The 26,639-nt window shown below is 37.5% G+C and carries 23 protein-coding genes and 1 pseudogene; 6 read left to right on the forward strand and 18 right to left on the reverse strand.

From position 1 onward, the window contains the following. Positions 1 to 197 precede the first annotated feature (197 nt). Positions 198 to 806 carry a DUF6287 domain-containing protein gene (locus SMA_RS07615; protein WP_223246313.1) on the forward strand — a complete coding sequence of 203 codons (609 nt, stop codon included), beginning with the start codon at positions 198 to 200 and terminating at the stop codon, positions 804 to 806. 65 nt (positions 807 to 871) lie between these two features. On the opposite strand, the gene SMA_RS07620 is transcribed toward SMA_RS07615, so the two are convergent. The 6 genes from SMA_RS07620 to vicR form a co-directional block, all read right to left on the reverse strand. Next, the gene (locus tag SMA_RS07620) at positions 872 to 1,282 is read right to left on the reverse strand and encodes an NUDIX hydrolase (protein ID WP_014295004.1); all 411 of its coding nucleotides are present in this window, start codon (positions 1,280 to 1,282) and stop codon (positions 872 to 874) included. A 16-nt stretch (positions 1,283 to 1,298) separates the two neighbouring features. Next, on the reverse strand, positions 1,299 to 4,838 hold the full coding sequence (smc, locus tag SMA_RS07625) for a chromosome segregation protein SMC (protein WP_014295005.1): 3,540 nt from the start codon (positions 4,836 to 4,838) through the stop codon (positions 1,299 to 1,301). 130 nt (positions 4,839 to 4,968) lie between these two features. Next, a complete protein-coding gene (rnc, locus tag SMA_RS07630; protein WP_014295006.1) occupies positions 4,969 to 5,655 on the reverse strand; it encodes a ribonuclease III in 687 nt (228 codons plus the stop codon). Positions 5,656 to 6,155: 500 nt separating this feature from the next. Continuing rightward, complete coding sequence (gene walJ / locus SMA_RS07635; RefSeq protein ID WP_014295008.1) at positions 6,156 to 6,965, reverse strand: exodeoxyribonuclease WalJ; 810 nt, start codon at positions 6,963 to 6,965, stop codon at positions 6,156 to 6,158. Beyond that, a complete protein-coding gene (gene vicK / locus SMA_RS07640; RefSeq protein WP_014295009.1) occupies positions 6,966 to 8,318 on the reverse strand; it encodes a cell wall metabolism sensor histidine kinase VicK in 1,353 nt (450 codons plus the stop codon). After that, entirely contained in the window at positions 8,311 to 9,021 is a 711-nt protein-coding gene (gene vicR / locus SMA_RS07645) for a cell wall metabolism response regulator VicR (RefSeq protein WP_014295010.1), read from the reverse strand. The genes vicK and vicR overlap by 8 nt, the downstream gene beginning before the upstream one ends. Before the next feature lie 304 nt (positions 9,022 to 9,325). Between vicR and SMA_RS07650 the strand changes: the two genes are divergently transcribed. The 4 genes from SMA_RS07650 to SMA_RS07665 are packed head-to-tail and all read left to right on the forward strand — an operon-like array spanning position 9,326 to position 12,293. After that, a complete protein-coding gene (locus tag SMA_RS07650) occupies positions 9,326 to 10,090 on the forward strand; it encodes an amino acid ABC transporter ATP-binding protein (RefSeq protein WP_014295011.1) in 765 nt (254 codons plus the stop codon). Between the two features lie 10 nt (positions 10,091 to 10,100). Then, the gene (locus tag SMA_RS07655) at positions 10,101 to 10,913 is read left to right on the forward strand and encodes a transporter substrate-binding domain-containing protein (RefSeq protein WP_014295012.1); all 813 of its coding nucleotides are present in this window, start codon (positions 10,101 to 10,103) and stop codon (positions 10,911 to 10,913) included. 16 nt (positions 10,914 to 10,929) lie between these two features. Then, a complete protein-coding gene (locus SMA_RS07660) occupies positions 10,930 to 11,634 on the forward strand; it encodes an amino acid ABC transporter permease (protein WP_014295013.1) in 705 nt (234 codons plus the stop codon). Positions 11,635 to 11,645: 11 nt separating this feature from the next. Next, positions 11,646 to 12,293 (forward strand): amino acid ABC transporter permease, encoded by a 648-nt coding sequence (locus SMA_RS07665; protein ID WP_014295014.1) that lies wholly within the window; start codon positions 11,646 to 11,648, stop codon positions 12,291 to 12,293. 91 nt (positions 12,294 to 12,384) lie between these two features. Here the strand turns inward: SMA_RS07665 and SMA_RS07670 are convergent, their stop codons facing one another. The 3 genes and pseudogenes from SMA_RS07670 to SMA_RS07685 form a co-directional block, all read right to left on the reverse strand. After that, positions 12,385 to 12,993: a TVP38/TMEM64 family protein gene (locus SMA_RS07670; RefSeq protein WP_014295015.1), complete on the reverse strand. Its 609-nt coding sequence runs from the start codon at positions 12,991 to 12,993 to the stop codon at positions 12,385 to 12,387. 247 nt (positions 12,994 to 13,240) lie between these two features. Continuing rightward, entirely contained in the window at positions 13,241 to 13,543 is a 303-nt protein-coding gene (locus SMA_RS07680; RefSeq protein ID WP_014295016.1) for a PepSY domain-containing protein, read from the reverse strand. 241 nt (positions 13,544 to 13,784) lie between these two features. After that, positions 13,785 to 14,705: pseudogene (locus SMA_RS07685) on the reverse strand (sensor histidine kinase); the annotation flags it as partial. Between the two features lie 125 nt (positions 14,706 to 14,830). Here SMA_RS07685 and SMA_RS07690 point away from each other — a divergent pair. Next, the gene (locus SMA_RS07690) at positions 14,831 to 16,087 is read left to right on the forward strand and encodes an ISL3 family transposase (protein ID WP_014294295.1); all 1,257 of its coding nucleotides are present in this window, start codon (positions 14,831 to 14,833) and stop codon (positions 16,085 to 16,087) included. An 8-nt stretch (positions 16,088 to 16,095) separates the two neighbouring features. Here SMA_RS07690 and SMA_RS07695 read toward each other — a convergent pair whose 3' ends face one another. From SMA_RS07695 to ccpA, 9 genes are all read right to left on the reverse strand, one after another. Beyond that, positions 16,096 to 16,740 carry a hypothetical protein gene (locus SMA_RS07695; protein ID WP_014295018.1) on the reverse strand — a complete coding sequence of 215 codons (645 nt, stop codon included), beginning with the start codon at positions 16,738 to 16,740 and terminating at the stop codon, positions 16,096 to 16,098. Then, complete coding sequence (locus tag SMA_RS07700) at positions 16,685 to 17,377, reverse strand: response regulator transcription factor (RefSeq protein WP_014295019.1); 693 nt, start codon at positions 17,375 to 17,377, stop codon at positions 16,685 to 16,687. The genes SMA_RS07695 and SMA_RS07700 overlap by 56 nt, the downstream gene beginning before the upstream one ends. A 105-nt stretch (positions 17,378 to 17,482) precedes the next feature. Beyond that, the gene (locus SMA_RS07705; protein ID WP_014295020.1) at positions 17,483 to 18,361 is read right to left on the reverse strand and encodes a DUF3114 domain-containing protein; all 879 of its coding nucleotides are present in this window, start codon (positions 18,359 to 18,361) and stop codon (positions 17,483 to 17,485) included. A gap of 290 nt (positions 18,362 to 18,651) precedes the next feature. Then, positions 18,652 to 19,650 (reverse strand): right-handed parallel beta-helix repeat-containing protein, encoded by a 999-nt coding sequence (locus SMA_RS12175; RefSeq protein WP_014295021.1) that lies wholly within the window; start codon positions 19,648 to 19,650, stop codon positions 18,652 to 18,654. A gap of 54 nt (positions 19,651 to 19,704) precedes the next feature. After that, positions 19,705 to 20,271 (reverse strand): hypothetical protein, encoded by a 567-nt coding sequence (locus SMA_RS12180; RefSeq protein ID WP_014295022.1) that lies wholly within the window; start codon positions 20,269 to 20,271, stop codon positions 19,705 to 19,707. A 399-nt stretch (positions 20,272 to 20,670) separates the two neighbouring features. Beyond that, positions 20,671 to 22,617 carry a threonine--tRNA ligase gene (gene thrS, locus SMA_RS07715; RefSeq protein ID WP_014295023.1) on the reverse strand — a complete coding sequence of 649 codons (1,947 nt, stop codon included), beginning with the start codon at positions 22,615 to 22,617 and terminating at the stop codon, positions 20,671 to 20,673. Positions 22,618 to 22,965: 348 nt separating this feature from the next. Continuing rightward, positions 22,966 to 24,300 (reverse strand): glycosyltransferase family 4 protein, encoded by a 1,335-nt coding sequence (locus SMA_RS07720; RefSeq protein ID WP_014295024.1) that lies wholly within the window; start codon positions 24,298 to 24,300, stop codon positions 22,966 to 22,968. 1 nt (position 24,301) lies between these two features. Continuing rightward, positions 24,302 to 25,300 carry an LTA glycolipid anchor biosynthesis glycosyltransferase, IagA/BgsA family gene (locus SMA_RS07725; RefSeq protein ID WP_014295025.1) on the reverse strand — a complete coding sequence of 333 codons (999 nt, stop codon included), beginning with the start codon at positions 25,298 to 25,300 and terminating at the stop codon, positions 24,302 to 24,304. 95 nt (positions 25,301 to 25,395) lie between these two features. Continuing rightward, the gene (gene ccpA / locus SMA_RS07730) at positions 25,396 to 26,397 is read right to left on the reverse strand and encodes a catabolite control protein A (RefSeq protein ID WP_014295026.1); all 1,002 of its coding nucleotides are present in this window, start codon (positions 26,395 to 26,397) and stop codon (positions 25,396 to 25,398) included. Positions 26,398 to 26,639 lie beyond the last annotated feature (242 nt).

Here is a 26,639-nt window from a genome sequence, read left to right on the forward strand (position 1 = left end):
AAAGGGGATTACAATGAAAAAAAGAACATCATACTTCGGCGCTGCCCCCCGTTAGTGGGACAGAAGAAAAACACTATTCAAATCACAACCACGCTTCTACGGTTTCTAGTCAACATCATCACGCTCAGAAAAAATTTTCAAAATCAACAAATTCTTCAACAAAAACACAGAACCACGTTGCTAGCAAACGCGCGGATTTGCTGAAAGCACCTACTGAAAAACAAGTCACAGAGCAACTGATAAAAGACGGAGAAAATCTTATTAGCACCCGTCAAGTCAGTCAACAGACTAGTCAATTTGATTTCAATGCGCTAACGCAATCAGATTTCTCAAGTCTTGCTGGCACATGGATGGACGCTAATGGTTACACTTTTGAATTTTCACCACAAGGTATTATTGACAACAAATTAATCTTGTCTGCTCTCGTTTATGATGAAAACGGTGAAGCTATTTCTAACGTTTATACTGAAAGTGGGGGTGGTTTCATTTTACATTATTACGCTGCTGGTAGCCAAATTCCTAGCTGGCATTTTGGCATAACAGAGACTGACCCGTCTGATTACGGTTGTGACCCCCTATTTGCAACACAAGGTAGCCGTTTTGATTATGAATCAACTAATCAATTTGTCAGCAATGTCTTTTACAAAGTTTCAGACCAATACAGCCAGAACACACAAACTGAATCTGACACAGCAGAACTCTCAGATAGTCAAGAAGAAAGTGATGATACACTCACAACTTCTTCATCAGACAACCAAGCTGACGAAACAACAGAATCACAAACAGAAACTACGGTAACAAACTAAAACTTTTGAATACAATAAAACCTCCCAACTGATTCTAGTTGAAAGGTTGTTGAGTATCACAAAAACTATTGACTTTCCAAAATTTCTACCAGATAAGGAACAATTTTTTCTCCATCCAAATCATTCAAATCACTTATCCAACGATAGTCAGTATGTTCTTCGGGATTTAATGTAACAATTATTTCCTTATTCTTAGGAAGATGAGCATCATAAACTAATCTAGTGTATACAATACCATTATCTAAATTACTATCTTCATGAATAATATCATCTATTTTGATCTGAAGTCCTACTTCTTCAAGACACTCTCTGATAGCAGTAGCTTTCGGCAACTCCTCACTCTCAACACTACCACCAGGAATATCCCAGTAAAACGGATAAACATTATTTCTATCATTGCTTGTGGCAACGCGTTTTATCACTAAGTATTTTTCGTGATATTTTATTAAACTGTGCACAATTAGTTTATTTACCATTTTTTACCCTTTAATGTCATTCCACTAGATTTTCGGCTTCTTTTAATTTAACAGAAACGATACGAGAAATACCTGATTCTTGCATGGTTACTCCGTAAATGCTATCAGCAGCAGCCATTGTTCCCTTACGGTGAGTAACGACGATGAACTGACTTGATTTGTCAAAGCGATTGAGGTAGTCTCCAAAACGTTTCACATTAGCTTCGTCAAGCGCAGCTTCCACTTCGTCCAAAATGACGAATGGAATGGTTTTGACACGGATAATGGCAAATAGCAGAGCTAAAGCCGAGAGGGCTTTTTCCCCACCAGACATGAGGTTAAGTGATTGGATTTTCTTCCCTGGCGGTTGCACGGAAATCTCAACCCCAGCCGTTAATAAGTCTCCTTCTGTTAGTGATAAATCAGCTGAACCACCACCAAACATTTGAGTAAAGGTTTGCTTAAATGAATCACGAATAGCATTGAAAGTCACTTGGAAGCGTGTTTTCACTTCATCATCCATATCATTAATCGTATCAAGCAAAAGATTCTTAGAATGAATCAAGTCCTCTTTTTGGGCGTTAAGGAATGTCAAACGCTCGTTCACTTCATCGTATTGTGAAATGGCATCTAAGTTAATTGGACCCAATGCCTTGATACGACGACGCAATTCTTGTAAACGTTGACGTGCACTTTCCATATTTTCAATTGGTTGACTAGCTTCCTTGGCTTCGTCCAAAGTCAAGTGATAATCTTCTGTCAAATCATGTGAGAAGGTACGCAAGCGTTCAGAAACTTGATTGATTTGAGCTTCTAATTGCGCTTGCTGACGAATCAATTCTTCGTTTTTCTGATTTTCTTTTGCAACTTGTTCTTCAAGTTCTTCTAAATTAGCTTCGCAATCTTCCAATTCAAAACGGAGGCTAACTAAGCATTCTTCTTCACTGGCTTTTCTAGTAACAGCCTCATCATGCTGTTTTTGCAAGGTTGGCAGACTTTCAGTCTGATTATCGCTAGTATGGTAAGCTAACAGATCCTTGCATTTTGCAATTTCAGCTTTATTTTCAGCTAAACTAATTTCTAAGCGTGTTTTGTTAGCTGATTCAAATTTACGCTCACTCAACAACTCACGTTCAGCTAATTTTGCTTGTGACACTTGTTGACGCAAAGCTTCAACTTTTTGCGTAATGGTATTTTTGTTTTCTTTAATTTGCTCAATTTCAACTGTTAAAGCCTGTTTACGCGCAGCTATATCTGCTAATTCTGCTTCCAGTGTTATTTTTTGTGATTCCAAGTCATGTGAACCACCATCTGTTTCTGATTCTTGCAGGCGTTCACAAAGCTGGTTAATGTCGTTCAAGCGTTCAGCCAATTGTTGGTATTCAAGCTCTGCTTTTTGTTCAGCAAAACGCGCTTCCTCTCCTTGAGCTTTGAGACTAGCTAAAGTTTCTTTATTAGCTCTCAAGGCATCTTGAAGTTCTTGCACATGCTTTTCTTGTTTGATTTGCTGAGCTTGCAAGTCTTGTAATTCAGCCACAAGATTATCTAGTTCAGGTTTGATAAATGTGGTATTATTTTGACGATTTGTCCCACCTGAGAAAGAACCACCAGGGCGAATTTCTGTACCATCAAGTGTTACAATACGCACTTGATAACGAAGCGCACGCGCAGCTTTATTAGCATTGTCAACCGTGTCAAAAACCGCAGTTACCCCAAGAAGATTTTGGAAGATATTTTCCAAACGATTATCAAATGAAACTAAATCACTTGCAACACCAAGAAAACCTTGACTTGAAGCCAAAATCGAATGATTTTGTTGCGATAAGTGACGTGGTTTTATAGTAGTTAAAGGCAAGAATGTCGCACGTCCTTGACGATTTTTCTTTAGAAAGGCAATCGAACGTTTAGCCACTCCCTCATCTTCGACAATAACGTGCTGGCTTGACCCACCAAGTGCAATCTCAAGAGCAGTCTGATAATCTCGCTCAAATGTCAAATGCTCACTAACCGCACCAATAATACCACCTAGCTGACTTGAAGCCTGTAGAACCGACTTAACCCCAGCATAGAAATTGCTGTGATTTTTAAGAATAGATTCTAGACTAGCCTTGCGAGCCTCTTTTGATTTGATAACATCCAATTGGTCAAACATTTTAGTTTGCTCTAGTTGGTAATATTTTTCGGCTTGAACAGTTTGCACGTGTAACGTTTGATAGTCATCAAGCAAGACTTTGACTTTTTCACGAGCTGCTTCAAAGTTTTCTAAAGCTTCTTTTGCCGTTAATTTTACTTCTGCTAGCGTTTCTTGTGTCTGTGCTAATTCTTCTGATTTTGATTCTGACAATTGTTTTTGATTGTCAATATCAGCAATCGTTGCTGTCAGTTTATTTGATAAATCAGCTTCTTTTTGCATTAACCCAACAAACTCTTCACGAAGTTTTTCAATAACTTGGTCTGGGTCGGTTGAAAAACGGTCTAATTCAGCCTGCAATGCTTGAATATCAGCTGTTGTCTGAGCTAATTTGGCATCTAATTGTGAGAGTTGCTGCTCTTTTTGTGCCAATTCTTCTGTTAATCTCGCTTGATTTTCCTTCAAATCAGCCAATTGCGAGCTTGCAGCTTGTTTTTTTTCTTCTTTTTGACTTGATTCTAAGGCAATCAAATCCATTTGGCGCTCAAGATCAGAAATTGCTCTGGTAATATCAAGCAATCCTTCTTGTTTTCTTGATATTTCTTCAGACAATTGATGACGTTTTTCTTTCAAGTTTTGATTTTGTCTTTCAAATTGCTGGCGCTGTTCATAATAAGCTGTCAAATCAGCTTTAATAGCTGTTAAAGACCGATTTAATTCTGCTAAACGCTCCTTATCCGCCTGAATATCTTCAACCAGAATATTCAAATGAAGTTGCTTACGCTCATCTTCCAAGCCAAGAAATTCTTTAGCCACTTGTGCTTGACGCTCCAATGGTTTAACTTGTGTTTCCAACTCATAGATAATATCGTCCAGACGGTCCAAATTATCCTGTGTTTGATTAAGCTTGGTTTGGGTTTCTTTCTTACGTGTCTTGTATTTTAAAACACCTGCGGCTTCTTCAAAAATAGCACGACGTTCCTCAGGTTTACTGTTAAAAATTTCTTCGACACGCCCTTGTGAAATCACAGAAAACGAATCACGTCCCAAGCCTGTATCCATAAATAAATCATGAATATCACGCAAGCGCACTTTACGTCCGTCAATCAAATACTCGCTGTCGCCATTACGATAAATATGACGTTCTACACGAATCGTTTCTTTGGCGTCTTTAATAAAGCCATCAGAATTATCCAAGGTCACAATAACCTGAGCATAATTTAATGGCTTACGATTCTCAGTTCCTGCAAAAATAACATCTGGCATCTTGCCACCACGCAAATTTTTGGCAGAAGATTCACCAAGCGCCCAACGCAAACTTTCTGTAATATTGGACTTACCAGAGCCATTAGGACCTACAACAGCTGTAACTCCCTTATCAAATTCAATAGTTGTCTTGTCTGCAAAGGACTTAAAGCCCTGCATTTCGATTTCTTTTAAATACATAAAATAAGAGATAAAAAGGCAAATTACCTTCCTGAAAAGAAGCTATTTAACTAGCCTTCTTTTCCTAGGTTTATCACATATCGCCTAGGACAGGTTGGACATTTGCCTCGTCAATTTCCTTTCAAATGTCTTATTGAAGCAAGGCTAGAGCATTTTTAGCAGCATCTTGCTCAGCCAATTTCTTAGATCTTCCGATTCCTTGACTTTTGGCTTCATCATTAATGTACACAGTCACTTCAAAGACTTTAGCGTGTGCCGGTCCTGATTCGTTTGAAACACGATAATCAATCGTCACATCACCGTGACCTTGTAACAACTCTTGAAGTGTTGTTTTGTAATCTTTCACGCGCTCAAAATTACCTTTTTCAACTTGTGGAATCATCACCTGGTTTAAGAATTTTTTGACGGCTTCAACACCTTGATCCATCAACAAAGCTCCAAGAAATGCCTCAAATAAGTCACCTAAAATCGTATCACGATTACGACCACCAGATTTTTCTTCACCATTTCCTAATTTGATAAATTCATCAAATCCACAGTAACGTGAAAAACCTGCTAAAGACTCTTCACGTACAATGACAGAACGCATTTTTGACAAGTCTCCCTCTGGTTTTTTCGGATACTTTTTAAACAGATATTGCGAAATCAAAAGTTGAAGAACCGCGTCTCCTAAAAATTCCAAGCGTTCATTGTGTGAAATGTTTAGGAGGCGATGTTCATTAGCATAAGAAGTGTGGGTAAAAGCTGTTTTTAGCAAAGTTTTATCTTCAAAAACAATTCCAAAATCTCGCTGAAGTTTTGTATCTAAAGCTTGCATGATAAATCTCCCTTCAAAAAATAGTCTATATCCTTATCTTATTAAAGCGTTTTAATCATTCATTGAGTGATTAAAACGCTTTTTCTAGCATAGACTATTTTATTATACCAGAAAAGTCATAAAAAAGGGAATTTCTCCAAAAAATCCCCTTAATTTCTTTCTATTTAATACAATTTATTTTGGTCTTGAATTTATAGTGTAAATGCACAATAAAAACTGTCCAACGGATAGTTAGAATGTAATCAAACTTACTATATAACCAAAAATAAATTACAAATAATTATTACCTTTGTTCAATTTTAGAACTCTTTGCAAACTTTGCTTCCAACAAAACAATACTTCCCACCGTTGTGAAAGTGGCTGAATTATCAATAAAAATAGCCGCACGGAAGTTTTGAGATTTCAAGCTCAAAACTTAGGCATGGAATTCCTTGGATTCCTTCGACAGTCCACACCACCTAAGGGAAGTGTCAAAAGAACAATTTCACAAACCTAAACTTTTATAACTCTGTTAATGGTGTTGCTTCGTCTGGTGAGGTATCAAAGACTTTCATGTCATAACCAACCCCAAAGTCAGCTTGAATAAGATTATTTTCCATGGTCATGCGAGCCAATTCTTTGATATTGTTTTCTTTACTCAAATGTCCAAGGTAAATTTTCTTCGTGTGATTTCCAATGGTTCGAATCATTGTCCCAGCACCATCTTCGTTTGACAAGTGTCCTTTATCAGATAGGACACGTTGTTTCAAACTCCACGGATAAGAGCCTGAACGTAAAATCTCAACGTCATGATTCGATTCAATCAAATAACCGTCAGCATTTTCAATAATTCCTGCCATGCGGTCACTAACATAACCTGTATCTGTTAAGACAACAAATGATTTATTATCTTTCATCAAACGATAAAATTGTGGCTCAACGGCATCGTGGCTAACACCAAAACTTTCAATATCAATGTCACCATGTGTCAATGTTTTCCCACGTTCAAAAATATGTTTTTGAGCTAAATCGAGCTTTCCGATCATATTTCGCTCATCAATCATTTGCCACGTTTTTTCATTCGCATAAACATCAAGATTATAACGACGTGCTAACACCCCAACCCCTTTGATATGATCAGAATGTTCGTGTGTAATAAAAATAGCATCTAAGTCTTCTGGTTTGCGGTCAATTTCAGCAAGAAGACTGGTAATTTTCTTACCAGTCAAACCCGCATCAATCAAAAAACGTTTTTGTGGTGTTTCCACATAAAAAGAATTTCCAGTTGAACCGGAGGCTAAAATACTATATTTAAAAGCAATTTCAGACATTTACTCTTCTTCATCCTCCCATTCATCATAAATTTCAGAATCTTTTTCGTAAGGAAGTACAATCGTAAAGGTCGACCCTTTTCCGTAAGTACTTTGTGCCCAAATAAAACCTTTATGTTGTTTGACAATTTCTTTTGCGATAGCTAAGCCAAGTCCTGAACCACCTTGGGCACGACTTCGAGCCTTATCCACACGGTAGAAACGGTCGAAAATCAATGGCAAATCTTTCTTAGGAATACCAAGCCCTTCATCAGAGATTGAGATAATCAACTGTGTTTCCGTCGTTTTCATGCTAACTGTGATTTTTCCACCATCTGGTGAATATTTGATAGCATTATTAAGGATATTATCCAAAACCTGCGTCATCTTATCAGGATCAATTTCAAGCCAGATTGGTTTAATAGGATAATTCCTGACAATCTCATACTGTTTTCCGCTGATTGTATGTTGGCTTTTAATTTGATCAAAACGGTTAAGAATTGATGTCATAAATGCTGTGAAATTTGTCATTTCCACTTCCAATTGAACCGTCTGATTATCAATACGCGATAAATTAAGCAAGTCTGAAATCATACGAATCATGCGGTTTGTTTCATCTAAAGATACTTTGATAAAATTTGGCGCAATGTCTTCTTTGAGCGCTCCTTCATCTAAGGCTTCCAGATAAGATTTTACAGATGTTAATGGTGTTCGCAATTCATGACTAACGTTAGAAACGAAAAGACGACGCTCACGGTCTTCTTTCTCTTGTTCGGTTGTGTCATGCAAAACGGCAATCAACCCTGAAATAAAACCACTATCACGACGATTTAGAGCAAAGCGAATACGTAAAGTGATAAATTCACCTGTTTCGTCACGACGGTTCAAGACAATTTCAGGTGTTTTTGACACCAAATCATGATAACTATAAGTGCTATCAGAACCCAAAATATCAACAATATTCATCTGCAAAGCTTCTTCACGCTCTAAATTGAGTTGTTGTTGCGCGGTCTGATTTATCATTATGATATTTCCAGCACGGTCAGTCGCCAAGACACCGTCTGTCATATAAGATAAGATACTCGCCAAACGATTCTTTTCTTGTGCCAAATTTTCCTGCGCTAAACGAAAGACTTTTGACAAATCATTTAATTGATCAGCTAACTCAGCTAAGTCTCTATCTTTTTCAATAATAATATCTTCTGTGTATTTTCCTGTGATAAGCTCTCGCACTTTACCACTCAAACGGCGAATATTAGCAGAAGTTTGATATTCTCTTATCGCTAAATAAACAAAATAAACTGCGACAAATGCTAAAAGAAAGAGAATGGCTTGTTCAAAATAAGTTAAATTTTGTAACATTGTATCATTCATATGACTTCATGTAGTACCCAACACCACGACGTGTCAAAATATATTCTGGACGGCTTGGTGTGTCTTCGATTTTTTCACGTAAACGACGAATGGTTACGTCAACCGTACGCACATCACCAAAATAATCATAGCCCCAAACGGTTTCCAAAAGATATTCACGGGTCATGACTTGTCCCATATGTGTTGCCAAATGATGAAGCAATTCAAACTCACGGTGTGTTAATTCGATATCTTCACCACGTTTTTGTGCCACAAAGGCGTCTGGTAAGATTTTCAAGTCACCAATTGTGATTTCTGAATTTGAAGCAGAAGCATTTTCTTCAGCAACTGCTGTTTCAATATTTTCTGTACGACGAAGGTGCGCTTTAACACGCGCCAACAATTCACGATTTGAAAATGGTTTGGTTACATAGTCATCTGCACCGATTTCAAGTCCGATAACTTTATCAAACTCGCTATCCTTAGCAGACAATATAATGATTGGAATATGACTTGTCTTGCGAACTTCTTTAGCCACTTCAAGTCCGTCCAATTCTGGCAACATCAAATCCAAGATAATCAAATCTGGGTCTTCTTCCTCAAACTTTGTAATAGCTTCACGACCATCAAAAGCCGTTATGGCTTCATAACCCTCTTTAGTTAAATTAAATTTAATAATATCCGAAATTGGTTTTTCATCATCAACGATAAGAATTTTTTTCATATGTCACCTCTTTATTCTTCGTAAGTTATTAAAAAATTCTCAAACAACGATTTCATGTTTAGTCACCAAAATGACTTCTACTCTAAATTATATCAAAATTCGACTTTAATTGGAAACATTGGGCGTTTTTGACATCATAAAGTAACATTTGAAACAATAAGATTATTGTTTTTAACCCTCTATTTATTGAAATTTTCTGAATATATTTGACAATGGGTATCCCTTATGTTAGTATAAACTGACTTATAAAGTTAGATGTAAAATTATCTGACAATAAAATCTTATCTTTGAAAAGGAGACAAGTGTGGCACTAATTGAATTTAAAAATGTCGAAAAATACTACGGGGAATATCATGCCCTTAGAAATATTAACTTAGAAATTGAAAAAGGTCAGGTTGTTGTAATTCTAGGTCCTTCAGGGTCTGGTAAATCAACACTTATCCGTACAATAAATGCCCTTGAATCTATTGACAAAGGGAGCTTAAAAGTAAACGGACATGAGGTTGCTTCTGCAACAGCTAAAGAACTTGTGCAACTTCGCAAAGAAGTTGGCATGGTATTCCAACATTTTAACTTATATCCGCATAAGACGGTGTTAGAAAATGTGATTTTGGCACCAATTAAGGTTCTTGGTAAATCAAAACAAGAAGCTGAAGCTATCGCTAAGCAATACTTGACTTATGTTAACATGTGGGATCGTAAAGATTCATTCCCAGGAATGCTTTCTGGTGGACAAAAACAACGTGTGGCAATTGCTCGTGGTTTGGCAATGCAACCAGAGTTATTGCTTTTTGATGAGCCTACTTCTGCTCTTGACCCCGAAACAATCGGTGATGTTCTTGCTGTTATGCAAAATCTTGCCGAAGAAGGAATGAGCATGGTAGTTGTCACGCACGAAATGGGATTTGCCCGTGAGGTTGCTGACCGCATTATTTTTATGGCTGAAGGAGAAATTTTGGTGGATACTACTGATGTCCAAGGTTTCTTTGACAATCCAACTGAACCACGTGCTAAACAATTCTTGAGCAAAGTGATTAATCACACAAGTGACACTGTCTCTCAGAAATAAGGAGATGCTTATGAAGAAAAAACTAGGTTTAGCCATTTTAGCCAGTCTGTCACTTATTCTATTGACACTTTTTTCTGGCAAAACAACATTTGCAGATAGCGTATCTGAACAAATCAAGAAAATTCAAGACGCTGGCGTTTTAAAAGTCGGTGTTAAACAAGACGTTCCAAACTTTGGTTATTATTCAGCTGAAACTGGAAAATACGAAGGTATGGAAGTTGATTTAGCTAAAAAAATCGCTAAAAAATTAGGGGTTAAAGTTTCATTTACAGCAGTTACTGCTCAAACACGTGAAGCGCTTTTAGATAATGGACAAATTGACATCTTGATCGCAACTTATACCATTACTGAAGAACGTCAGGCTTCTTATGCGATTTCTGACCCTTATTATTATGATGAGATTGGTTTCTTGGTTAATAAAACAAAAGGTTATGATAGCATTGCTGATTTGGACGGCTTGACAATCGGTGTTGCCCAAGGTTCAACGACTAAATCAGCTATTGAAGAATATGGTAAAGCACACAATCTAAGCTTTAATTTTGTTCAACTTGGTTCATATCCAGAATTAGCCATTTCACTTTATGCTAATCGTATCAGTGCTTTCTCTGTTGATAAATCTATCTTGACTGGTTATGTCAGCAAGAAAACAGAAATCATTGACGAAGGGTTCAACACCCAAGAATACGGTATCGCGGCAACAAAATCTAATCAGTCTGTGATTGATTACATCAATGACTTGCTTGCTGATTGGAAAGCTGATGGTAGTTTGCAAAAACTTTATGACAAATACGATTTAACGCCTGCAACGGCTGACGATAATTAAGAGAGGAGAGATTGACATGTTTTTATTAACCGAAGCTGCAAGTCCATTTGCCCTCTCGCGTTGGACAGATTTCTTTGCCAATTTTGGTGAATTTGCAAAAGGCTTCTTATATACGTTGGGAATGTCTATTTGCGCCTTGATTTTAGCCTTTGTTTTAGGGGTTATCTTTGGTGCTATGTCATCATCTAAGAATAGAGTTCTAAAAGCAATTGCCCGTGTTTATGTCGAAGTTTTCCAGAATACACCTCTTCTAGTGCAATTCGTTTTCGTTTATTACGGTCTTGCCATTATGACTAACGGTGTTGTTATGATTTCAACATTCTTTACAGCTGTTCTTTGCGTTGGGATTTACCACGGTGCTTATATCGCCGAAGTTATTCGTTCGGGGATTGAAGCTGTGCCAAAAGGGCAAACAGAAGCTGCTCTTTCACAAGGATTCACTTATAGTCAAACCATGAGTTTAATTATCCTGCCACAAGCGGTACGTATGATCTTGCCACCACTCACTAACCAAGTGGTTAACTTGATTAAAAATACATCAACGGTTGCTATCATCTCAGGAGCAGATATCATGTTTACAGCGAAAGCTTGGGCATACGAAACAACTAATTATGTTCCTGCTTTTGCTGGTGCAGCACTTCTTTACTTCATTATGTGTTTCCCTCTTGCAACATGGGCACGTCGTAAAGAAGAAGAAAACAAGAAATCATATTCACTTTAGGAGGAGAATAAATGTCAGTATTAACACCTACCAACATTAGCTTTATCCTCCAAGGATTGTGGCTAACGATTTATATTTCATTTATTTCAATTGTACTATCAACACTTATCGGAACAGTGCTTGCTGTCATGCGTAACGGAAAAAATCCGATTCTTCGTTGGATTTCAAGTATTTATATTGAATTTGTCCGCAATGTTCCAAACTTGCTTTGGATTTTCATTATTTTCCTTATTTTTCAAATGAAATCAACGCCAGCAGGAATTACTGCCTTCACTGTCTTTACTTCTGCTGCTCTTGCTGAAATCATTCGTGGAGGATTAAATGGTGTTGATCATGGGCAAACAGAAGCTGGTCTAGCACAAGGGATGACAAATTTCCAGATTTTCATTTACATTATTTTTCCACAAGCATTCCGTAAAATGCTGCCAGCTATCATTTCACAATTCGTAACAGTTATCAAAGATACGTCATTGCTATATTCAGTTATCGCTATTCAAGAATTATTTGGTAAAAGCCAAATCTTGATGGGACGTTACTTTGAGGCAGACCAAGTTTTTACACTATATGCTTTGATTGCTGCCATTTACTTTGTGATTAACTTTACCATTTCAACAATTTCACGCCGATTGGCTAAAAAATGGGAAAAAGCTGCCGAATAATAAATCAAACAAAAATCCCTTACTCACATTGAGTAAGGGATTTTTTACTGTCATATGTCAAAAAGAAGTTATTGTTTATTCAATCAAATCATTAATGGAATAGTGTTAATAAATAGTTCAACCCTCTATACGCCACAACGGTGTAAATATAAAGTGTCACTGGTTTGGTAATAAGGAAAATCGTGATAAATTTTTTCCAAGTCATTTTTGAAAGCCCAGATACCATGCAAAGGAAATCATCTGGAAAACCTGGTAGAGCAAAGGCTGCTCCTAAAAATTTAGCGTAAAATTTACCATCATTGCGGTCTAAATAACCGACGTACTTATCATAAGTTTCTTGTGAGACAAAGGCTTTGACAAAAGTCTCACCATAACGTCTAGTAAGCCCGAAAGCTAATAGAGAACCTGTAAAAATACCAGTAAAGTTATAAATAAATCCCCAGATAGGCCCAAATGCAATGTAACCAATAACACTTGTCATCCCACCAGGAATAATCGGATAAACGACTTGAATCACTTGCAAGAGCATAAAGATAAGCGGTGCAAAGAACCCAAGTTGTCCAAGGTAACTTTGAAAGATTCCTCCAACTTGGAAATATGTTGGGTGTTGTTTAAAGAAAATTAACAATCCAATAGAAATGATAAATCCAATTCCTGTTAAAATTTGAAAATTTTTTCTCTGGGTTCCAGCTCCTACCATAAATTCCCCTCCCTTGTCTCAAAAATGAAAGCATCGCTTCAACGTCGCCAACTAATAATCTTCAGACCAAATAGTTCTAAAAGATAAACAATAAGTGCTAACGGTAAAACTAGTAAAAGTAATATATAAAGTATTGATTTCTTAGATTTTTTCATTTTAGTCTCCTTATCATTTAGCTGCTATCAGCTAAATGCCCTATCTCTTTCGTTTCATTAAAATAATATCTTAAATTAAAAGGTCTTAACAGTTACTTTTCGTGAAATTGCCGTTGCATGATAGAACCCGTTGAGGCATCAATGGTGTAACTGTAATCCCTCGTTTCAGTTCTTAAGGTAATATGATAAGTTGCCTTTAATCCCAAGCGACTTTTCTCAAAAGATTTTGAGAGAAGGTCCTTGCTTGCAACACCAGCATTTTGATAAGCAATTTGATAAGCTTCTTTGCTACTTAAAGTGTAACCAAGATTATTGTAGGCGCAAATAGACAAGATTATTAAAATCACTGCTAGTACACTTATCAAACCAATTTTAAACTTTTTGGAAACTGTCATCTTTTCCTCTCTTCGATATTATATGCCTATTATAACCAAGCTTTTTTGAAAAATCTCGGCTAAAGTATCGCAAAGCTGTGGCAAAAGTGCGGCAATTTCTTCTAAGTTTAGTTTACTAGATTTCAGCACTTGCGCTCTTATAAAATTGTAAGACGATTGAAAGATTTGAGGTAGGCTAATGAGAACAAAAATACGAAGTCGAGACAAGGTGCTCAGCTTCGTATTTTTTATTATTACCTCGTTACTTTACTGGCAAATAAATAATGAAACTCGTTTCTTGAGCATTTGAGATTACAGTGATTGTTCCCTTATGGCGCTCAACAATTTCCTTGGTAATGGCAAGTCCAATGCCAAAATGACCACCTTTTCCCTTGTAGAAACGTTCAAATAAGTACTCTTGATCTTGCTCTGAAATAGCTTCGCCATCATTTGAAATAGTGATTTGTAATTGATTTTCTATCAGCTTTCCTGAAATACTGATTTGTGTTTTAGCGTAGCGGACAGCATTCGATAAAATATTGGTAAATGCACGTTCCAATAACTTTTCATCGGCTTCTATTTCCAAATAATCATCGTCAAAGTGATGTTCAAAGGCAATGCCACGTTCATCAGATTTGGCTTTCAAGCGCCAACTAACATCATAAAGAAGGTCTGTAATATTCAGCTTTTCAAGCTGTAATTGTGTTTGGACGGATTCCATTTTCGAAAGTGTCAAAATATCATCCACCAAATCAGTCATTTTCTGACTTTCATCAACAATTACACTGGCTGCCTCTTTAGCATCAATAACTCCCTCTTTAATACCTTCAGCATAGCCTTGAATAGACATCAAAGGCGTCCGCAATTCATGAGAAGAATTTTGAAAGAAGAGTTGTTGACTACGTTGGTTGGCATCAATCATATCATTCATCCGCTCAACAGTTTGCCCAACTTCATTAAATTCACGGTAGGCAAAATTTTCTGTTGGCAAGTTTTTTTCACGATTGCCAACACCTAAAATATAAGATTTCAAACTACCAAAATTTCGGTCAAGTTTTCGAGCGGTAAGAAAAATACTGATACTAGCAATGATTTCGATAATAACCATCAAACCTAACAATATAAAATTAATATAATTTTCTAGTTCTTCAATCGGTGTGACGTTGGCAAAAACGAAAATATAAGGCTCTATAATTTCTGTAGTGGGTAAATCCACTGTAGAGATTATGGAGCCTTTTTTAGTGTAGAAAAAAAGTCCCATATGACCTATAATGAAAAGCGACTAAACTCATATTAGAAAGGGTTCATATGGAACAACTAAATCTTATCACAAATTTTCTCAGAATTAAAGACAAAAATATCACTATCACTGATGAATATAATATGGGGACTCACTTAGAACTCCACGGTCACTTGGACTACACAGCCCCTAAATGCCCAAAATGCAAGGGACAAATGGCTAAGTACGACTACCAGAAAACTTCTAAAATCCCCTACCTAGAAACTGCTGGCTACCCTTTGCTTATCCGTCTTCGAAAGCGTCGTTTCAAGTGTAAAGATTGCGGAAAAATGGCGGTAGCTGAAACTCCTCTTGTCAAGAAAAACCACCAAATCTCTGTCGCTGTTAACCAGAAGATCGCTCAATTACTCATCGAAAATCAAGCAATGCAACAGATTGCACACAGGCTATCTATCTCAACATCGTCAGTTATGAGAAAGCTCAATGAGTTCAAGTTTGAAACGGATTGGAATACCCTACCCGAGGTGATGAGCTGGGACGAGTATGCCTTCAAGAAGGGGAAAATGAGCTTCATCGCTCAAGATTTCGACTCCCTAAATGTCATCGCCATTCTCGACGGAAGAACCCAAGCAACCATCCGAAACCACTTTCTACGCTATCCTAGAAAGGTTAGAAATCGGGTCAAAGTGATTACCATGGATATGTTTAGTCCCTATTATCAACTTGCTAAACAGCTTTTTCCGAATGCAAAAATTGTACTCGATCGCTTTCATATCGTGCAACACCTTAGTCGTGCTATGAACCGTGTCCGTATTCAAATTATGAATCAATTCGACAGAAAATCCCAGGAATACCGAGCCTTGAAACGTTACTGGAAATTGATACAACAAGATAGCCGTAAACTCAGCGATAAACGATTTTATCGTCCTATGTTTCGAATGCATTTGACTAACAAGGAAATCCTAGAAAAACTCCTATCCTACTCAGATGAACTACGACAGCACTATGAACTCTATCAGCTTCTCTTATATCATTTCCAAGAGAAAAACTCAGATCATTTCTTTGACCTCATCGAACAGGAAATAGCCACTGTTAATCCTATTTTCCAGACGGTATTTAAGACATTTTTAAAGGATAAGGACAAGGTTTTAAACGCCATGGAATTGCCTTATTCCAACGCCAAACTGGAAGCTACCAATAATCTCATCAAAGTCATTAAGAGAAATGCCTTTGGTTTCAGGAACTTTGAAAACTTTAAAAAACGGATTTTGATTGCTTTGAACATAAAGAAAGAGAGAGCGAAGTTCGTCCTCTCTAGGTGTTAGCTTTTCATCTACCCACTACAGTTGACAAAGAGCCAAATATAATATGTTGGAGAATCGTCATTATTGTCTTGTTTGACATAACTGTCTGCTAATGTGCCAGGATATTCCTGCATTTTGATCATGTAAGCTGAACCATCAATTTCAACCTTTTTAAAGTAATTTAAACTATTTTGGTAATCACTATAGTCTGCATCATCTTCATCAATATCATCAAACCATTCAATATCGTCATTATCTGAAAAATAATCAATAATCTTTTCAGAGATTTTTTTCTCTGATAAATCGTACATAGAAGCTGAAATGTACTTGATATCAAAAGAGTCGTCTGCAATGATATAAGTAGTCTCAAAAATATTTCCTTCTGCTGTCGTTTCTGGAGTATCACCGACATATAAGGTGTCCAAAGTATCATATTGATTTTGTACAGCTGTAAATGCCTGCTCAGCAATAAATAATTTCAAAAGCACATTAAATACTAAAAGAATAATAGCAAAAGAAACGATAATAATGGTTAAAGGCTGAACAAATAATGTCGTTTTGAAACGCAAATTTCGACGCTTTTTCTGCAATATTTTTTTCGGGTGATTGAGCTGTTTTTTATTGTTTTTTCGTGAGTTTGAAACCATAGCCCCAAACCGTTTCAATAAGGACATGACTATCGACTCCTCTCAATTTTTTACGCAAGCGTTTAATGGTATCATCCGTTACCCTTGTTTCTATGCTACTTTCGTATCTCCAAATGTGATGCAAAAGTTCGTCACGTGAAACAGCCTCTTCGGCATGATTCATCAGCATTTTTAATAATTCAAATTCTGTATTGGTCAGTTTTAAGACTTGATTGTCATAGGTGACCGTTCGTTCTTTCTCGGATAAGGTCAGCGCTGCGTAAGTCACGACATCTGAGGTTCCTTTAGCCACTTCTTGCGATTGCGGTTGGCGTGCCAAAATAGCTTTCACGCGCAAGCTTAATTTTAACGGTGAAAATGGCTTGGTGAAATAATCATCTGCTCCTGCTGAAAAACCTTTGACAAAATCGGCATCACTATCACGCGCTGTTAGTAGGATAATGGGAACATCAGAGCGTTTACGAAGCATGGTTGCAATCTCAATACCATTTGTCCCTGGCATCATAACATCCAAAATCACTACATCTGCTTCTTCTTCCATAAAACGCAGCAACAATTGGTCTCCTGTCTCGAAAATATCAACATCGAGTCCTTGTTCACGTAAGAATAATGCAATCAATTCACGAATATTTTTTTCATCATCTGCCACATAAACTTTAGCCATTTAACACCTCTAAAACGTAAATTCTTACATTTATCATACCATAAATTGCACTAAATATGGCAAGCCCAACTGGACTTGCCACAGAAACACCTCCTATTTTTTCTATTATTTTTTCAACTTTCTTAATTCCTTTTGGAAGGAGCGTCGCAAGACTTTGACTTGCTGATAAGCAGATTTCCCTGCTTTGGCATAATGCCCTTTTTTATTAAAATAGCTGTGCTCCCATTGTTCGTGTTGGCGTTTTTTAATTAAAAGTGGCGCTGAAAAACGATTGCCTTGATTGGCTAAGATTTGTTTCCGAAATGCAGGATCATGTGGTTTGATGGGAGCAATATCAAGTTCATAATGCCTTTTGTCATTCTGATTCGCATAGTTAAAACTAGCACCGTTGATAATCCCATTATGATTGGTACCCTGTGGGTCAATTTCATTTGCAAAGCGCCCTTGGCTATCTAGGATAAATTCCGTATGAAATCCCATTACAATTTTCAAATTAATGGGTAACGAAAATCCCAAAATAGGCTGTTTAGGAGCTTTATTGTGAAGACGTGACGATTCTGTCAAATCAAAATCAAATTGTTTCCGCCAAAAACGTCGCCTCTTCTTTCCTTTTAGATAAGTCAACAAGGATAAACGGTCATTTTGAGCTGGAAAATATTCTCGTACCCACTGTGCTTGGTAGGCAGAAATCACATAACGAAATTGATGAATTTGGTGAGCCAGTAAATTATCGGCTGCCATACTTTCTGCTGGAAAGGCAAGTTGGACAACCTCCGAAAATTCTTGCCAAAAGACATGATCTGGTGCCAAGTTATCCGAAAACTGATTTATCAACTCGCGCGTCTGGCTGACGTTCCCAGTTAATTCTAAAGGCATTTGAGCAATTGCCATGACTTTCTCCAAGACTTCCTTTGCCTGATTGGCACTTGTCACAGCTCTGCTATTTTCCCAAAAACTAAAAAATGCTTTATCTCCGATTTTCATAAATTTATTATAGCAAAAGAAAGCAAATTATTCTGGTAAAAAATGAAATAAAAAGAGGTCTGTTATGACCTCCTTTGTCTTACCTGTTCATTAATTAAAAATGTTAAAGGTTACTTTACCTGGGATTTTGTTGGCTTGACAGCTAGCGATAATGCTATTTTTGGTGCTTTCAACTGATTTTCTAATAGCGCTTTGTCTACTTGATGACGGTGTGCTGACCGAACGTCTGCTTGGCAATTTATCACCGCTCTTGCCGCTAAATCCTTGAACTGATGATCACCCTTTAATGGTCAATGGTTGAATGTAATAGTTATACCCATTGTCAAAGGCATACAGTGATTAAAGTAACCAGTAACCGAGCTATTGTTGTTGTCAAAAACTTTTTTAGATTCATCAAAAGCTAAGCAATAAGAAAGATTGCGTGTCACACTTGATTTTGAATAGGCAGAGTTAAGTTTAAAGCCGTTTGGATTACCATCAAAAGAACTTCCTGTCCAAGCTGAAAGGCTGATTGTTCCTGCATCTGTTTGAATAAAGTTGCCCGTTGGCAATGAGAATTGACGTTTGGCATATTTTGATGCAAATGAGCTGTCTTTAACTTTGATTAATTGAACTAAAAGTAGATTTTCATCTAAAGCTTTTCCGTTATCAAAGTCATATTTCCCTGTGAAAACATTAGGGTTTCCATTATTCCAAACCGCACAGTAAGTATAGCTGACATCTGGTGTTACATTGCCTACCTTATCGAAAGAATCCCAACCGTCATCAGAATTATCCCAAGCGTTGTAATATTGGAACATACTACCGCTACCAGCACCAAGTTTTGGTGCAAAGCCGTCTGCATTCCCACCACGAGTATAGACATCACAGTTTCGGTAACTGCAAACATATTCGATAGTATTTTGATAGGCGCCTGCTGTTACTTGCAAACCTGCATCATTATTATAACGTGTGATACAGTTTGACACTTTATTGTTTCCTGCGCTTGTTCCCTTGATTTGAATCCCGTTATCTGGGACATGTTCCACAATCAAGTTTTGAAGCGTATAATTTGACCCTGTAATTCTGATACCAACTGCTGAATCTGACGACGCTTTACCAATATAGCTTGACATAAAGCTTGAGAAATCCAATTCTTGATAAGTACCGTCTGCGTTTTGCACACCAATGATTTGGACATTTGAATTGGCTTTTGAAAGCACAATTTGTCCGCTACAAGCAATGCTTGTCTCTGATACGTAAATTTTGCCACCACCAGCATTTTCTGCTTGACTAATCGCTGAAAGCAATTCCGAATAACTTGTTACGACTGTACCGTCAGATGTGTTGGTTGCAGAAATATCTTAAGTTGTTGTAGTTGATGTACTGCTTGTGCCGTTTGAATCAACTTGAATTTTTAAAATATCAATACCCCTATCTTGTGAATACAACCAAATAGCATCCCCACCACCTGTATAAGTGTAAGATTGTGTGCTAGCTGTTGTCCCAGCAGACATTGTTGTCAATTGATTTCCTGCTGAATCAGCAACAATCAAAGTTCTTGCGTCTGTGCTTGAAGAACTTTGCAAGGTTACTTTAATCACGTCATTTCCAGACACTGGAACCTTGACAGCTCTGCCGTTTTGGTTACCTCTCCCACTAAGCGCCAAAGCATAGGTATAATCAGTTCCAGAAACCGTCGCATTTTTAGCCTTAACCTGCATGGTCAAGCTATCTGTTGCTACCAACGTCAAGCCATCAACCGCTGTTGTGCTAGAAATCGTTCCAAGATTTTTGAAACTTGTGTTTTTGAAATTCCAAGATACCGTTGTTGAGGCATCTACTTTCAAACTAGACATTCCTGCTAATGTCATACCCACTATTAAAATAGCGCTAAACAACACTAATATCACTTGTTTTGTTGTTTCCATTTTATCTCCTTTCTTACAAGCGTGGATTTATTTTAGCATGGATAATGTCTATTTTTAAGTTTTTGCATATATGACATTTTTCTATAAATTAGAATAATCTTATTTCACTATCTATAAATCATTTGAGATTATATAAGCGTTTTTGTTAACAAATAAGACTATCTGATTGACTTGGTTTTCAATTTTGTATTTGCATATATGGAATTCCTGTGCTAAATCAAGAAATTTTCTTCAAAGTCATACAAACGTCCTCGTTGCTAGGCAGGAGTTGTGATTTAACTTAAAATTTGCATATATAGGATTCTTCCGCTAAATCAGAAAAATTTTCCATAAGTAAAAAAGAAGCCCACTATTGGACTTCTTTTCTGCCGAATTTATATTATTGTGCAAATGGAAGTATTATTCAGCATCTGGGCGTGATTTACGGTTAATGTCAGCTAGGATATTGTCAACAAATTCATCGATTGCTTCTGTGTGAGTTTGTTTGCTTCCATAGCGACGAACGTTAACTGTCTTATCAGCCATTTCTTTGTCACCAACGATTAATTGGTAAGGGATTTTCTTAGTTTGGCTTTGACGGATTTTAAGTTGCATTTTTTCGTTGCGTTCATCAACGTCAACACGAACACCTTTGTCGCGAAGAACTTTAGCAACTTCCCAAGCGTAGTCAACGTGAGCTTCGTTAGAAACTGGGATAACAGTTACTTGGTGTGGTGCAAGCCATGTTGGGAAAGCACCTTTGTAATTTTCAATCAAGATAGCTGTGAAACGTTCCATTGTTGAGATAACACCACGGTGAATCATAACTGGACGGTGTTCTTCACCATCAGCACCAATGTATGTCAAACCGAAACGTTCTGGAAGAAGGAAGTCAAGTTGGATAGTTGACAATGTTTCTTCGTTACCAAGAGCTGTTTTTACTTGAATATCAAGTTTTGGACCGTAAAAGGCTGCTTCACCTTCTGCTTCAAAGTACTCAACACCCATTTCATCCAAGGCAGCTTTCAACATTGATTGTGCATTTTCCCACATTTCATTGTCATCATAGTATTTGTGAGTGTCTTTAGGGTCACGTAGTGAAAGACGGAAACGGTATTCAGTCAAGTTGAAATCTTCGTAAACATCGATAATCAATTGAAGAGCTTTTTGGAATTCTTCTTGAATTTGTTCAGGTGTTACGAATAAGTGACCGTCATTAAGTGACATTTCACGAACACGTTGAAGACCTGACAAAGCACCAGATTTTTCGTAACGGTGCATCATACCGATTTCCGCAATACGGATTGGCAATTCACGGTATGAGTGTACATGGTGTTTGTAAACTTGGATGTGGTGTGGGCAGTTCATTGGACGAAGAACGAATTCTTCACCGTCACCCATATCCATTGTTGGGAACATATCTTCACGGTAGTGGTCCCAGTGACCTGATGTTTTGTACAAATCAACTGAAGCCAAAGGTGGAGTGTAAACGTGAAGGTATCCTGAAGCTACTTCTTTATCAACGATGTAACGTTCCAAAGTACGACGGATTGTAGCACCATCTGGCAACCAGAATGGAAGACCTTGACCAACTTCTTGAGAAATCATGAACAAATCAAGTTCTTTACCAAGTTTACGGTGGTCGCGTTCTTTAGCTTCTTGACGTTGTTTAAGGTAAGCTTTAAGGTCTTTTTTATCAAACCAAGCAGTACCATAAACACGTTGCATCATCGCATTGTCGCTATTTCCACGCCAATAGGCACCAGCGACGTTCAATAGGTGGAAAACTTGAATATGACCAGTTGAAGGCACATGTGGACCACGGCAAAGATCAGTGAATTCACCTTGTGAATAAACAGTAAGACCGCCTTCGTCTGCACCATGTTCTTCAATCAATTCAAGTTTGTAAGGGTCGTTTTTGAACAATTCACGCGCTTCATCAATTGTGATTTCTTTACGAATACATGGAAGGTTTTCTTTAACGATTTTTTTCATTTCTTCTTCGATACGAGGAAGATCTTCATCAGAGATTTGACCAGCTTTGTTATCAGTATCATAGTAGAAACCATCTTCAATAGCAGGACCTACACCAAGGCAAAGGTCTGGGAAAAGACGTTTTGCTGCTTGTGCAAAAAGGTGAGCAGCTGAATGACGTAAGATACCAAGTGCATCTTCGTGGTCAGGTGTCACGATTTCAATGCTACCGTCTTCAGTAATTTCACGGGTTGTATCAATCAATTGACCATTAAATTTACCAGCCAAGGCTTTTTTAGCGAGTGAATTGCTAATACTTTGAGCAATTTCAAAAGGTGTTACACCAGATTCAAATTCGCGCACAGCGCCATCTGGAAAAGTGATTTTAACCATATTTCTCTCCTTTTAATAATTTACAATGTTGACAATTTCTTTTTGGGGAACCAAGCAAAAGGAATGTTATCAGCTTATGAGACTTTTCCTCGAGATAAAAGAAAAACGACGTCCCAAAAGGACGTCGTAACGTGGTTCCACCTTCATTTATCTACGACAAAAAGAGTCGTAAACCTCAAATTAGCTATATCGTGGCTACCGTTTTATGTTTGCATAAAAACAAGGAAGTAGTATTGAATCAGCAAACCCTGCACCCTTCTCACCAACCGGCGCTCGCTCTAAAGGTTTAACCCTGTTCAACTTGTCTTCGTAAGTTATTATAACACGAATAATTTATTTTTCAAGAACTTAATCAATGAAATCTCGAATTGAATTAATTAATCGTTTTGGAGCCTTGACAACTTTGGCTGATGTTTTAGCTGTCGCTTTAACAGCTTTAGCTGGCATTTTTATTGCTGATTGAGCAAATTTGATAGATGTTTTTTCATCTTGGCTTCGCACCGTCAATGATAATTTTGATTTTTTCTTATTTTTGGCTGAAATCAAGACATCTAAATAAAAGGCATAGACTGATTTTCCAAAATGCTCTGCTGAAATAGCGTACATTTTTTCTTTGTATGTCCTTTCGTCCATTGCTGGTGTATCGGCAGTCGCATCTAAAATTGCATCTGCTAAATCTTCTTCATGATAAAAGAGTGTCCCGAACATCTTTTGGTCAATAATATCGTCCAAATAAGGATTGCCATGAGCAATGACAGGCGTTCCGCTGGCAAGGCTTTCTGTGTAGGTCAATCCTTGTGTCTCACTAGTAGAAGCTGAAATAAAGAAATCACTTGCCTTATAATACAAAGCTGTCTCGTCATGTGGAACCATTCCTGTAAAAATCACAGCTTCTTCAATGCCCAACTCTGCTACCAAATCTTTCAAATCTTGGAGATAGGGTCCATCACCAACAACAACTAACTTAACACGTTCATTTTCTGACAAAACTTCTGGAAATTGTTTTAGGATAGCTTGGATATTTTTTTCGTAAGAAACACGTGACAAGCTAAGCAGCATGGTTTCGTCATCAGCAATACCTAATTTATCGCGGAGAGCTTTAACGTCTTCTGCTGTAATATCCTTGCGTTCGTATTCTTCCACACGAATACCTGTCGGGATAACACGTTTAGGAATTTTAATATCGTAACCGTCTAACAGATTTAAAACAATACGTGATGGGCAAATAACACCGTCTAAATCGTTCAAATAACCGCGAATAATGTACTTAACCATGCCAGGTTTGATGATTTTCCCTTTAGCAATGTAACCAACATAATCCTCATACTGAGTATGATAAGTGTGTACCACAGGAATGCGGAGTGCAGCAGCAATCATTTTCCCTAAAACACCAACACTAAATTCAGTCTGGGTGTGAATAATATCCAACTTATACTGCTTTGCTATTTTATAAGACGAAATTAACCCACGATAAACCACACGGCGGTCAGTAAAAGACACAAAAGGAACGCTAGGCAGACGAATAATCGTTGGATCCTCGTAGCGTTTAACGGCTTTATCAGTGGTAGTAAATATATAAACCTCGTGTCCCTCTTTTTCCAATTCTTCTTTTAGGGTGCAAATGCTTGTTGAAACCCCTGAAACTTGAGGGAAATAGGTATCTGTAAAAAGACCTATTCTCATTTTACAACTCCATTACTTTTTCATAGACGTCAACTAATTCATGAGCAACTTTATCGATGCTACGGCTTTCAGCCACTTTGTAGCCTGCTTCTTGTTTTTGACTTTTTCCTGCTAAGACTTTTCGAAGCGCTCCTACAAATCCGTCAACGTCAGTCGCTAGTTCTGCACAACTTTCATCTACCCAGCCGTGATAAACAGGAATATCACGTAGCACGAGGTGTTGGTGGCTAGCAAGAGCTTCCAAAACAACAATTCCTTCGGTTTCCTCACGACTTGGGAAGAAAAAGGCATCTGCTCCGCTCATTGCTCCCTCAAAAACATCACCTTTAATGTAACCAGCAAAGGTCACATTTGACGGATGTTTGCGAGTCACAATGCTTCTGACTTTATGTGGGATAACCCATTTATTTGTTTCACCGAACCAGATAAAACGGACGTCTGGCATTCGTTCTGCGACTTTTACAAATTCATCAATGCCCTTACGCATAAAATAAAGCCCAGCACAAACAACTACTTTTTCATCTGGTTTAATATCAAAATAACGACGGAAAGCTTCTTCTTTGGCAGAATCTGGAACATAGCGTGACAAATCAATGCCATTTGAAACAGCGTAAATTGGGTGTTTAATGCCATAACCTGCAATCAAAGATTTTGAGTATTCCGTAGGTGTGATAATAGCATCCGCTTTTTGATAAAAACGGCAAAGATACCATCTAAAAATCGGTGATACTAAATTTGAACCAATGAATGAATCACGAAAGTCTTCTTCGGTTGAATGACCGTGCATAAGCACTTTTTTACCAGCTCTTTTAGATTTCATCAACAGATGCCAGCTTTTAAGCCCATAAGTATTAATGTGTACTAAATCATAATCGTCTTTCGGGTTGGTTGTATATTCTTGCCCCACCATTGTAAGGGCACGCTCTTGATGCTTAATCGCACGTCCTATGCCAGATTTTCCCAAATAATTCTCGGCTTCCAAATACAGTAAAACTTTCATAATTTCTATTATATCTTATTTTGTATTTTTTTTCACCAAGAGTCAAAAAAATCAGTCCTCGGACCGATTTTTAATTTGATATAGCTAGTCAACTATTAACGTGTTGTGCCACGTGTTGTAAGACCGTGATTAAGAAGAATTTCTTTTTCTTCGAGTTCCTCTTTGTTCATGATTTTAGTCAACATACGCATGCTGACAGCACCAAGGTCATAAACTGGTTGGCTGATTGAGCTAAGGTTTGGACGTGTGTATGATGTGATTGGTGAATCATTGCTTGTGATGATTTCAAAGTCTTCTGGAACTTTTTTGCCAGCTTCGAACAAGCCATTCAACAATCCTGCTGCCAATTCGTCTTCGGCAACAAAGGCTGCTGTTGAGCCAGAATTAATCACACGTTGTGCAAGTTCAAATCCGTCCTTATAGTTGTAATTAGCTTCAAAGACAAGGCCTTCTTTGAACGATAAGCCATTTTTTTCAAGACCTTCTTTGTAACCAGCTAAACGCACTTTACCGTTGATATCATCGATAAGTGGACCAGAAACAAAGGCGATTTCTTTATTATTTTTAGCCAAAATATCAACAACATCAGCAACGGCTGCTTTGTAGTCAATATTAACACTTGGGAGTTGGTGTTCTAAGTCAACTGTACCCGCAAGTACAACTGGTGTGCGTGAGCGAGAGAACTCTGCACGAATTTTTTCAGTCAAACGATGTCCCATGAAGATAATACCATCAACTTGTTTAGCAAACAAGGTGTTAACAACGTTAACTTCCTTATCATCATCTTCATCACTTGAAGCAAGTACGATATTGTACTTGTACATAGCGGCAATATCATCAATCCCTTTAGCAAGAATTGAGAAATAGCTGTTAGCAATATTAGGGATAACAACACCTACTGTTGTTGTCTTTTTACTTGCTAAACCGCGGGCAACGGCATTTGGACGATAATCCAAACGGTCAATAACTTCAAGGACTTTTTTACGTGTGTTTTCCTTTACGTTTTTATTGCCATTTACAACACGACTAACTGTTGCCATAGAGACGCCTGCTTCTCGGGCAACGTCATAAATTGTAATCGTATCATCAGTGTTCATTATTGGACTTCCTTTCTATTTGAAAATTTCGCTTTCACGGATATTTTATCATCTTTTGAAAACACTTTCAAGGGGTAAGTGGTCCTTTTTGAAAACTTTTCATATATTGTAAGCGTTTAATTGGTTGATTTCTGTATCAAACTACTTGAAAAGTCAAAATTTGAGGCTTTTCAAAATAATTTGTGAAAATTTGCATTAGAATTATGGGAAAGATTCCTCTTTGTCTCACTTACTATTTTTTT

It is taken from the genome of Streptococcus macedonicus ACA-DC 198 (genome assembly GCA_000283635.1).
Lineage (GTDB): Bacteria > Bacillota > Bacilli > Lactobacillales > Streptococcaceae > Streptococcus > Streptococcus macedonicus.

What these genes read in the sequence shown, in the direction of transcription:
- SMA_RS07620 (WP_014295004.1), bottom strand. Translation starts at nt 1,282, where the DNA reads ATGGTAAATAAACTAATTGTGCACAGTTTAATAAAATATCACGAAAAA.
- smc (WP_014295005.1), bottom strand. Translation starts at nt 4,838, where the DNA reads ATGTATTTAAAAGAAATCGAAATGCAGGGCTTTAAGTCCTTTGCAGAC.
- rnc (WP_014295006.1), bottom strand. Translation starts at nt 5,655, where the DNA reads ATGCAAGCTTTAGATACAAAACTTCAGCGAGATTTTGGAATTGTTTTT.
- walJ (WP_014295008.1), bottom strand. Translation starts at nt 6,965, where the DNA reads ATGTCTGAAATTGCTTTTAAATATAGTATTTTAGCCTCCGGTTCAACT.
- vicK (WP_014295009.1), bottom strand. Translation starts at nt 8,318, where the DNA reads ATGAATGATACAATGTTACAAAATTTAACTTATTTTGAACAAGCCATT.
- vicR (WP_014295010.1), bottom strand. Translation starts at nt 9,021, where the DNA reads ATGAAAAAAATTCTTATCGTTGATGATGAAAAACCAATTTCGGATATT.
- SMA_RS07655 (WP_014295012.1), top strand. Translation starts at nt 10,101, where the DNA reads ATGAAGAAAAAACTAGGTTTAGCCATTTTAGCCAGTCTGTCACTTATT.
- SMA_RS07660 (WP_014295013.1), top strand. Translation starts at nt 10,930, where the DNA reads ATGTTTTTATTAACCGAAGCTGCAAGTCCATTTGCCCTCTCGCGTTGG.
- SMA_RS07665 (WP_014295014.1), top strand. Translation starts at nt 11,646, where the DNA reads ATGTCAGTATTAACACCTACCAACATTAGCTTTATCCTCCAAGGATTG.
- SMA_RS07670 (WP_014295015.1), bottom strand. Translation starts at nt 12,993, where the DNA reads ATGGTAGGAGCTGGAACCCAGAGAAAAAATTTTCAAATTTTAACAGGA.
- SMA_RS07680 (WP_014295016.1), bottom strand. Translation starts at nt 13,543, where the DNA reads ATGACAGTTTCCAAAAAGTTTAAAATTGGTTTGATAAGTGTACTAGCA.
- SMA_RS07690 (WP_014294295.1), top strand. Translation starts at nt 14,831, where the DNA reads ATGGAACAACTAAATCTTATCACAAATTTTCTCAGAATTAAAGACAAA.
- SMA_RS07695 (WP_014295018.1), bottom strand. Translation starts at nt 16,740, where the DNA reads ATGTCCTTATTGAAACGGTTTGGGGCTATGGTTTCAAACTCACGAAAA.
- SMA_RS07700 (WP_014295019.1), bottom strand. Translation starts at nt 17,377, where the DNA reads ATGGCTAAAGTTTATGTGGCAGATGATGAAAAAAATATTCGTGAATTG.
- SMA_RS07705 (WP_014295020.1), bottom strand. Translation starts at nt 18,361, where the DNA reads ATGAAAATCGGAGATAAAGCATTTTTTAGTTTTTGGGAAAATAGCAGA.
- SMA_RS12180 (WP_014295022.1), bottom strand. Translation starts at nt 20,271, where the DNA reads ATGGAAACAACAAAACAAGTGATATTAGTGTTGTTTAGCGCTATTTTA.
- thrS (WP_014295023.1), bottom strand. Translation starts at nt 22,617, where the DNA reads ATGGTTAAAATCACTTTTCCAGATGGCGCTGTGCGCGAATTTGAATCT.
- SMA_RS07720 (WP_014295024.1), bottom strand. Translation starts at nt 24,300, where the DNA reads ATGAGAATAGGTCTTTTTACAGATACCTATTTCCCTCAAGTTTCAGGG.
- SMA_RS07725 (WP_014295025.1), bottom strand. Translation starts at nt 25,300, where the DNA reads ATGAAAGTTTTACTGTATTTGGAAGCCGAGAATTATTTGGGAAAATCT.
- ccpA (WP_014295026.1), bottom strand. Translation starts at nt 26,397, where the DNA reads ATGAACACTGATGATACGATTACAATTTATGACGTTGCCCGAGAAGCA.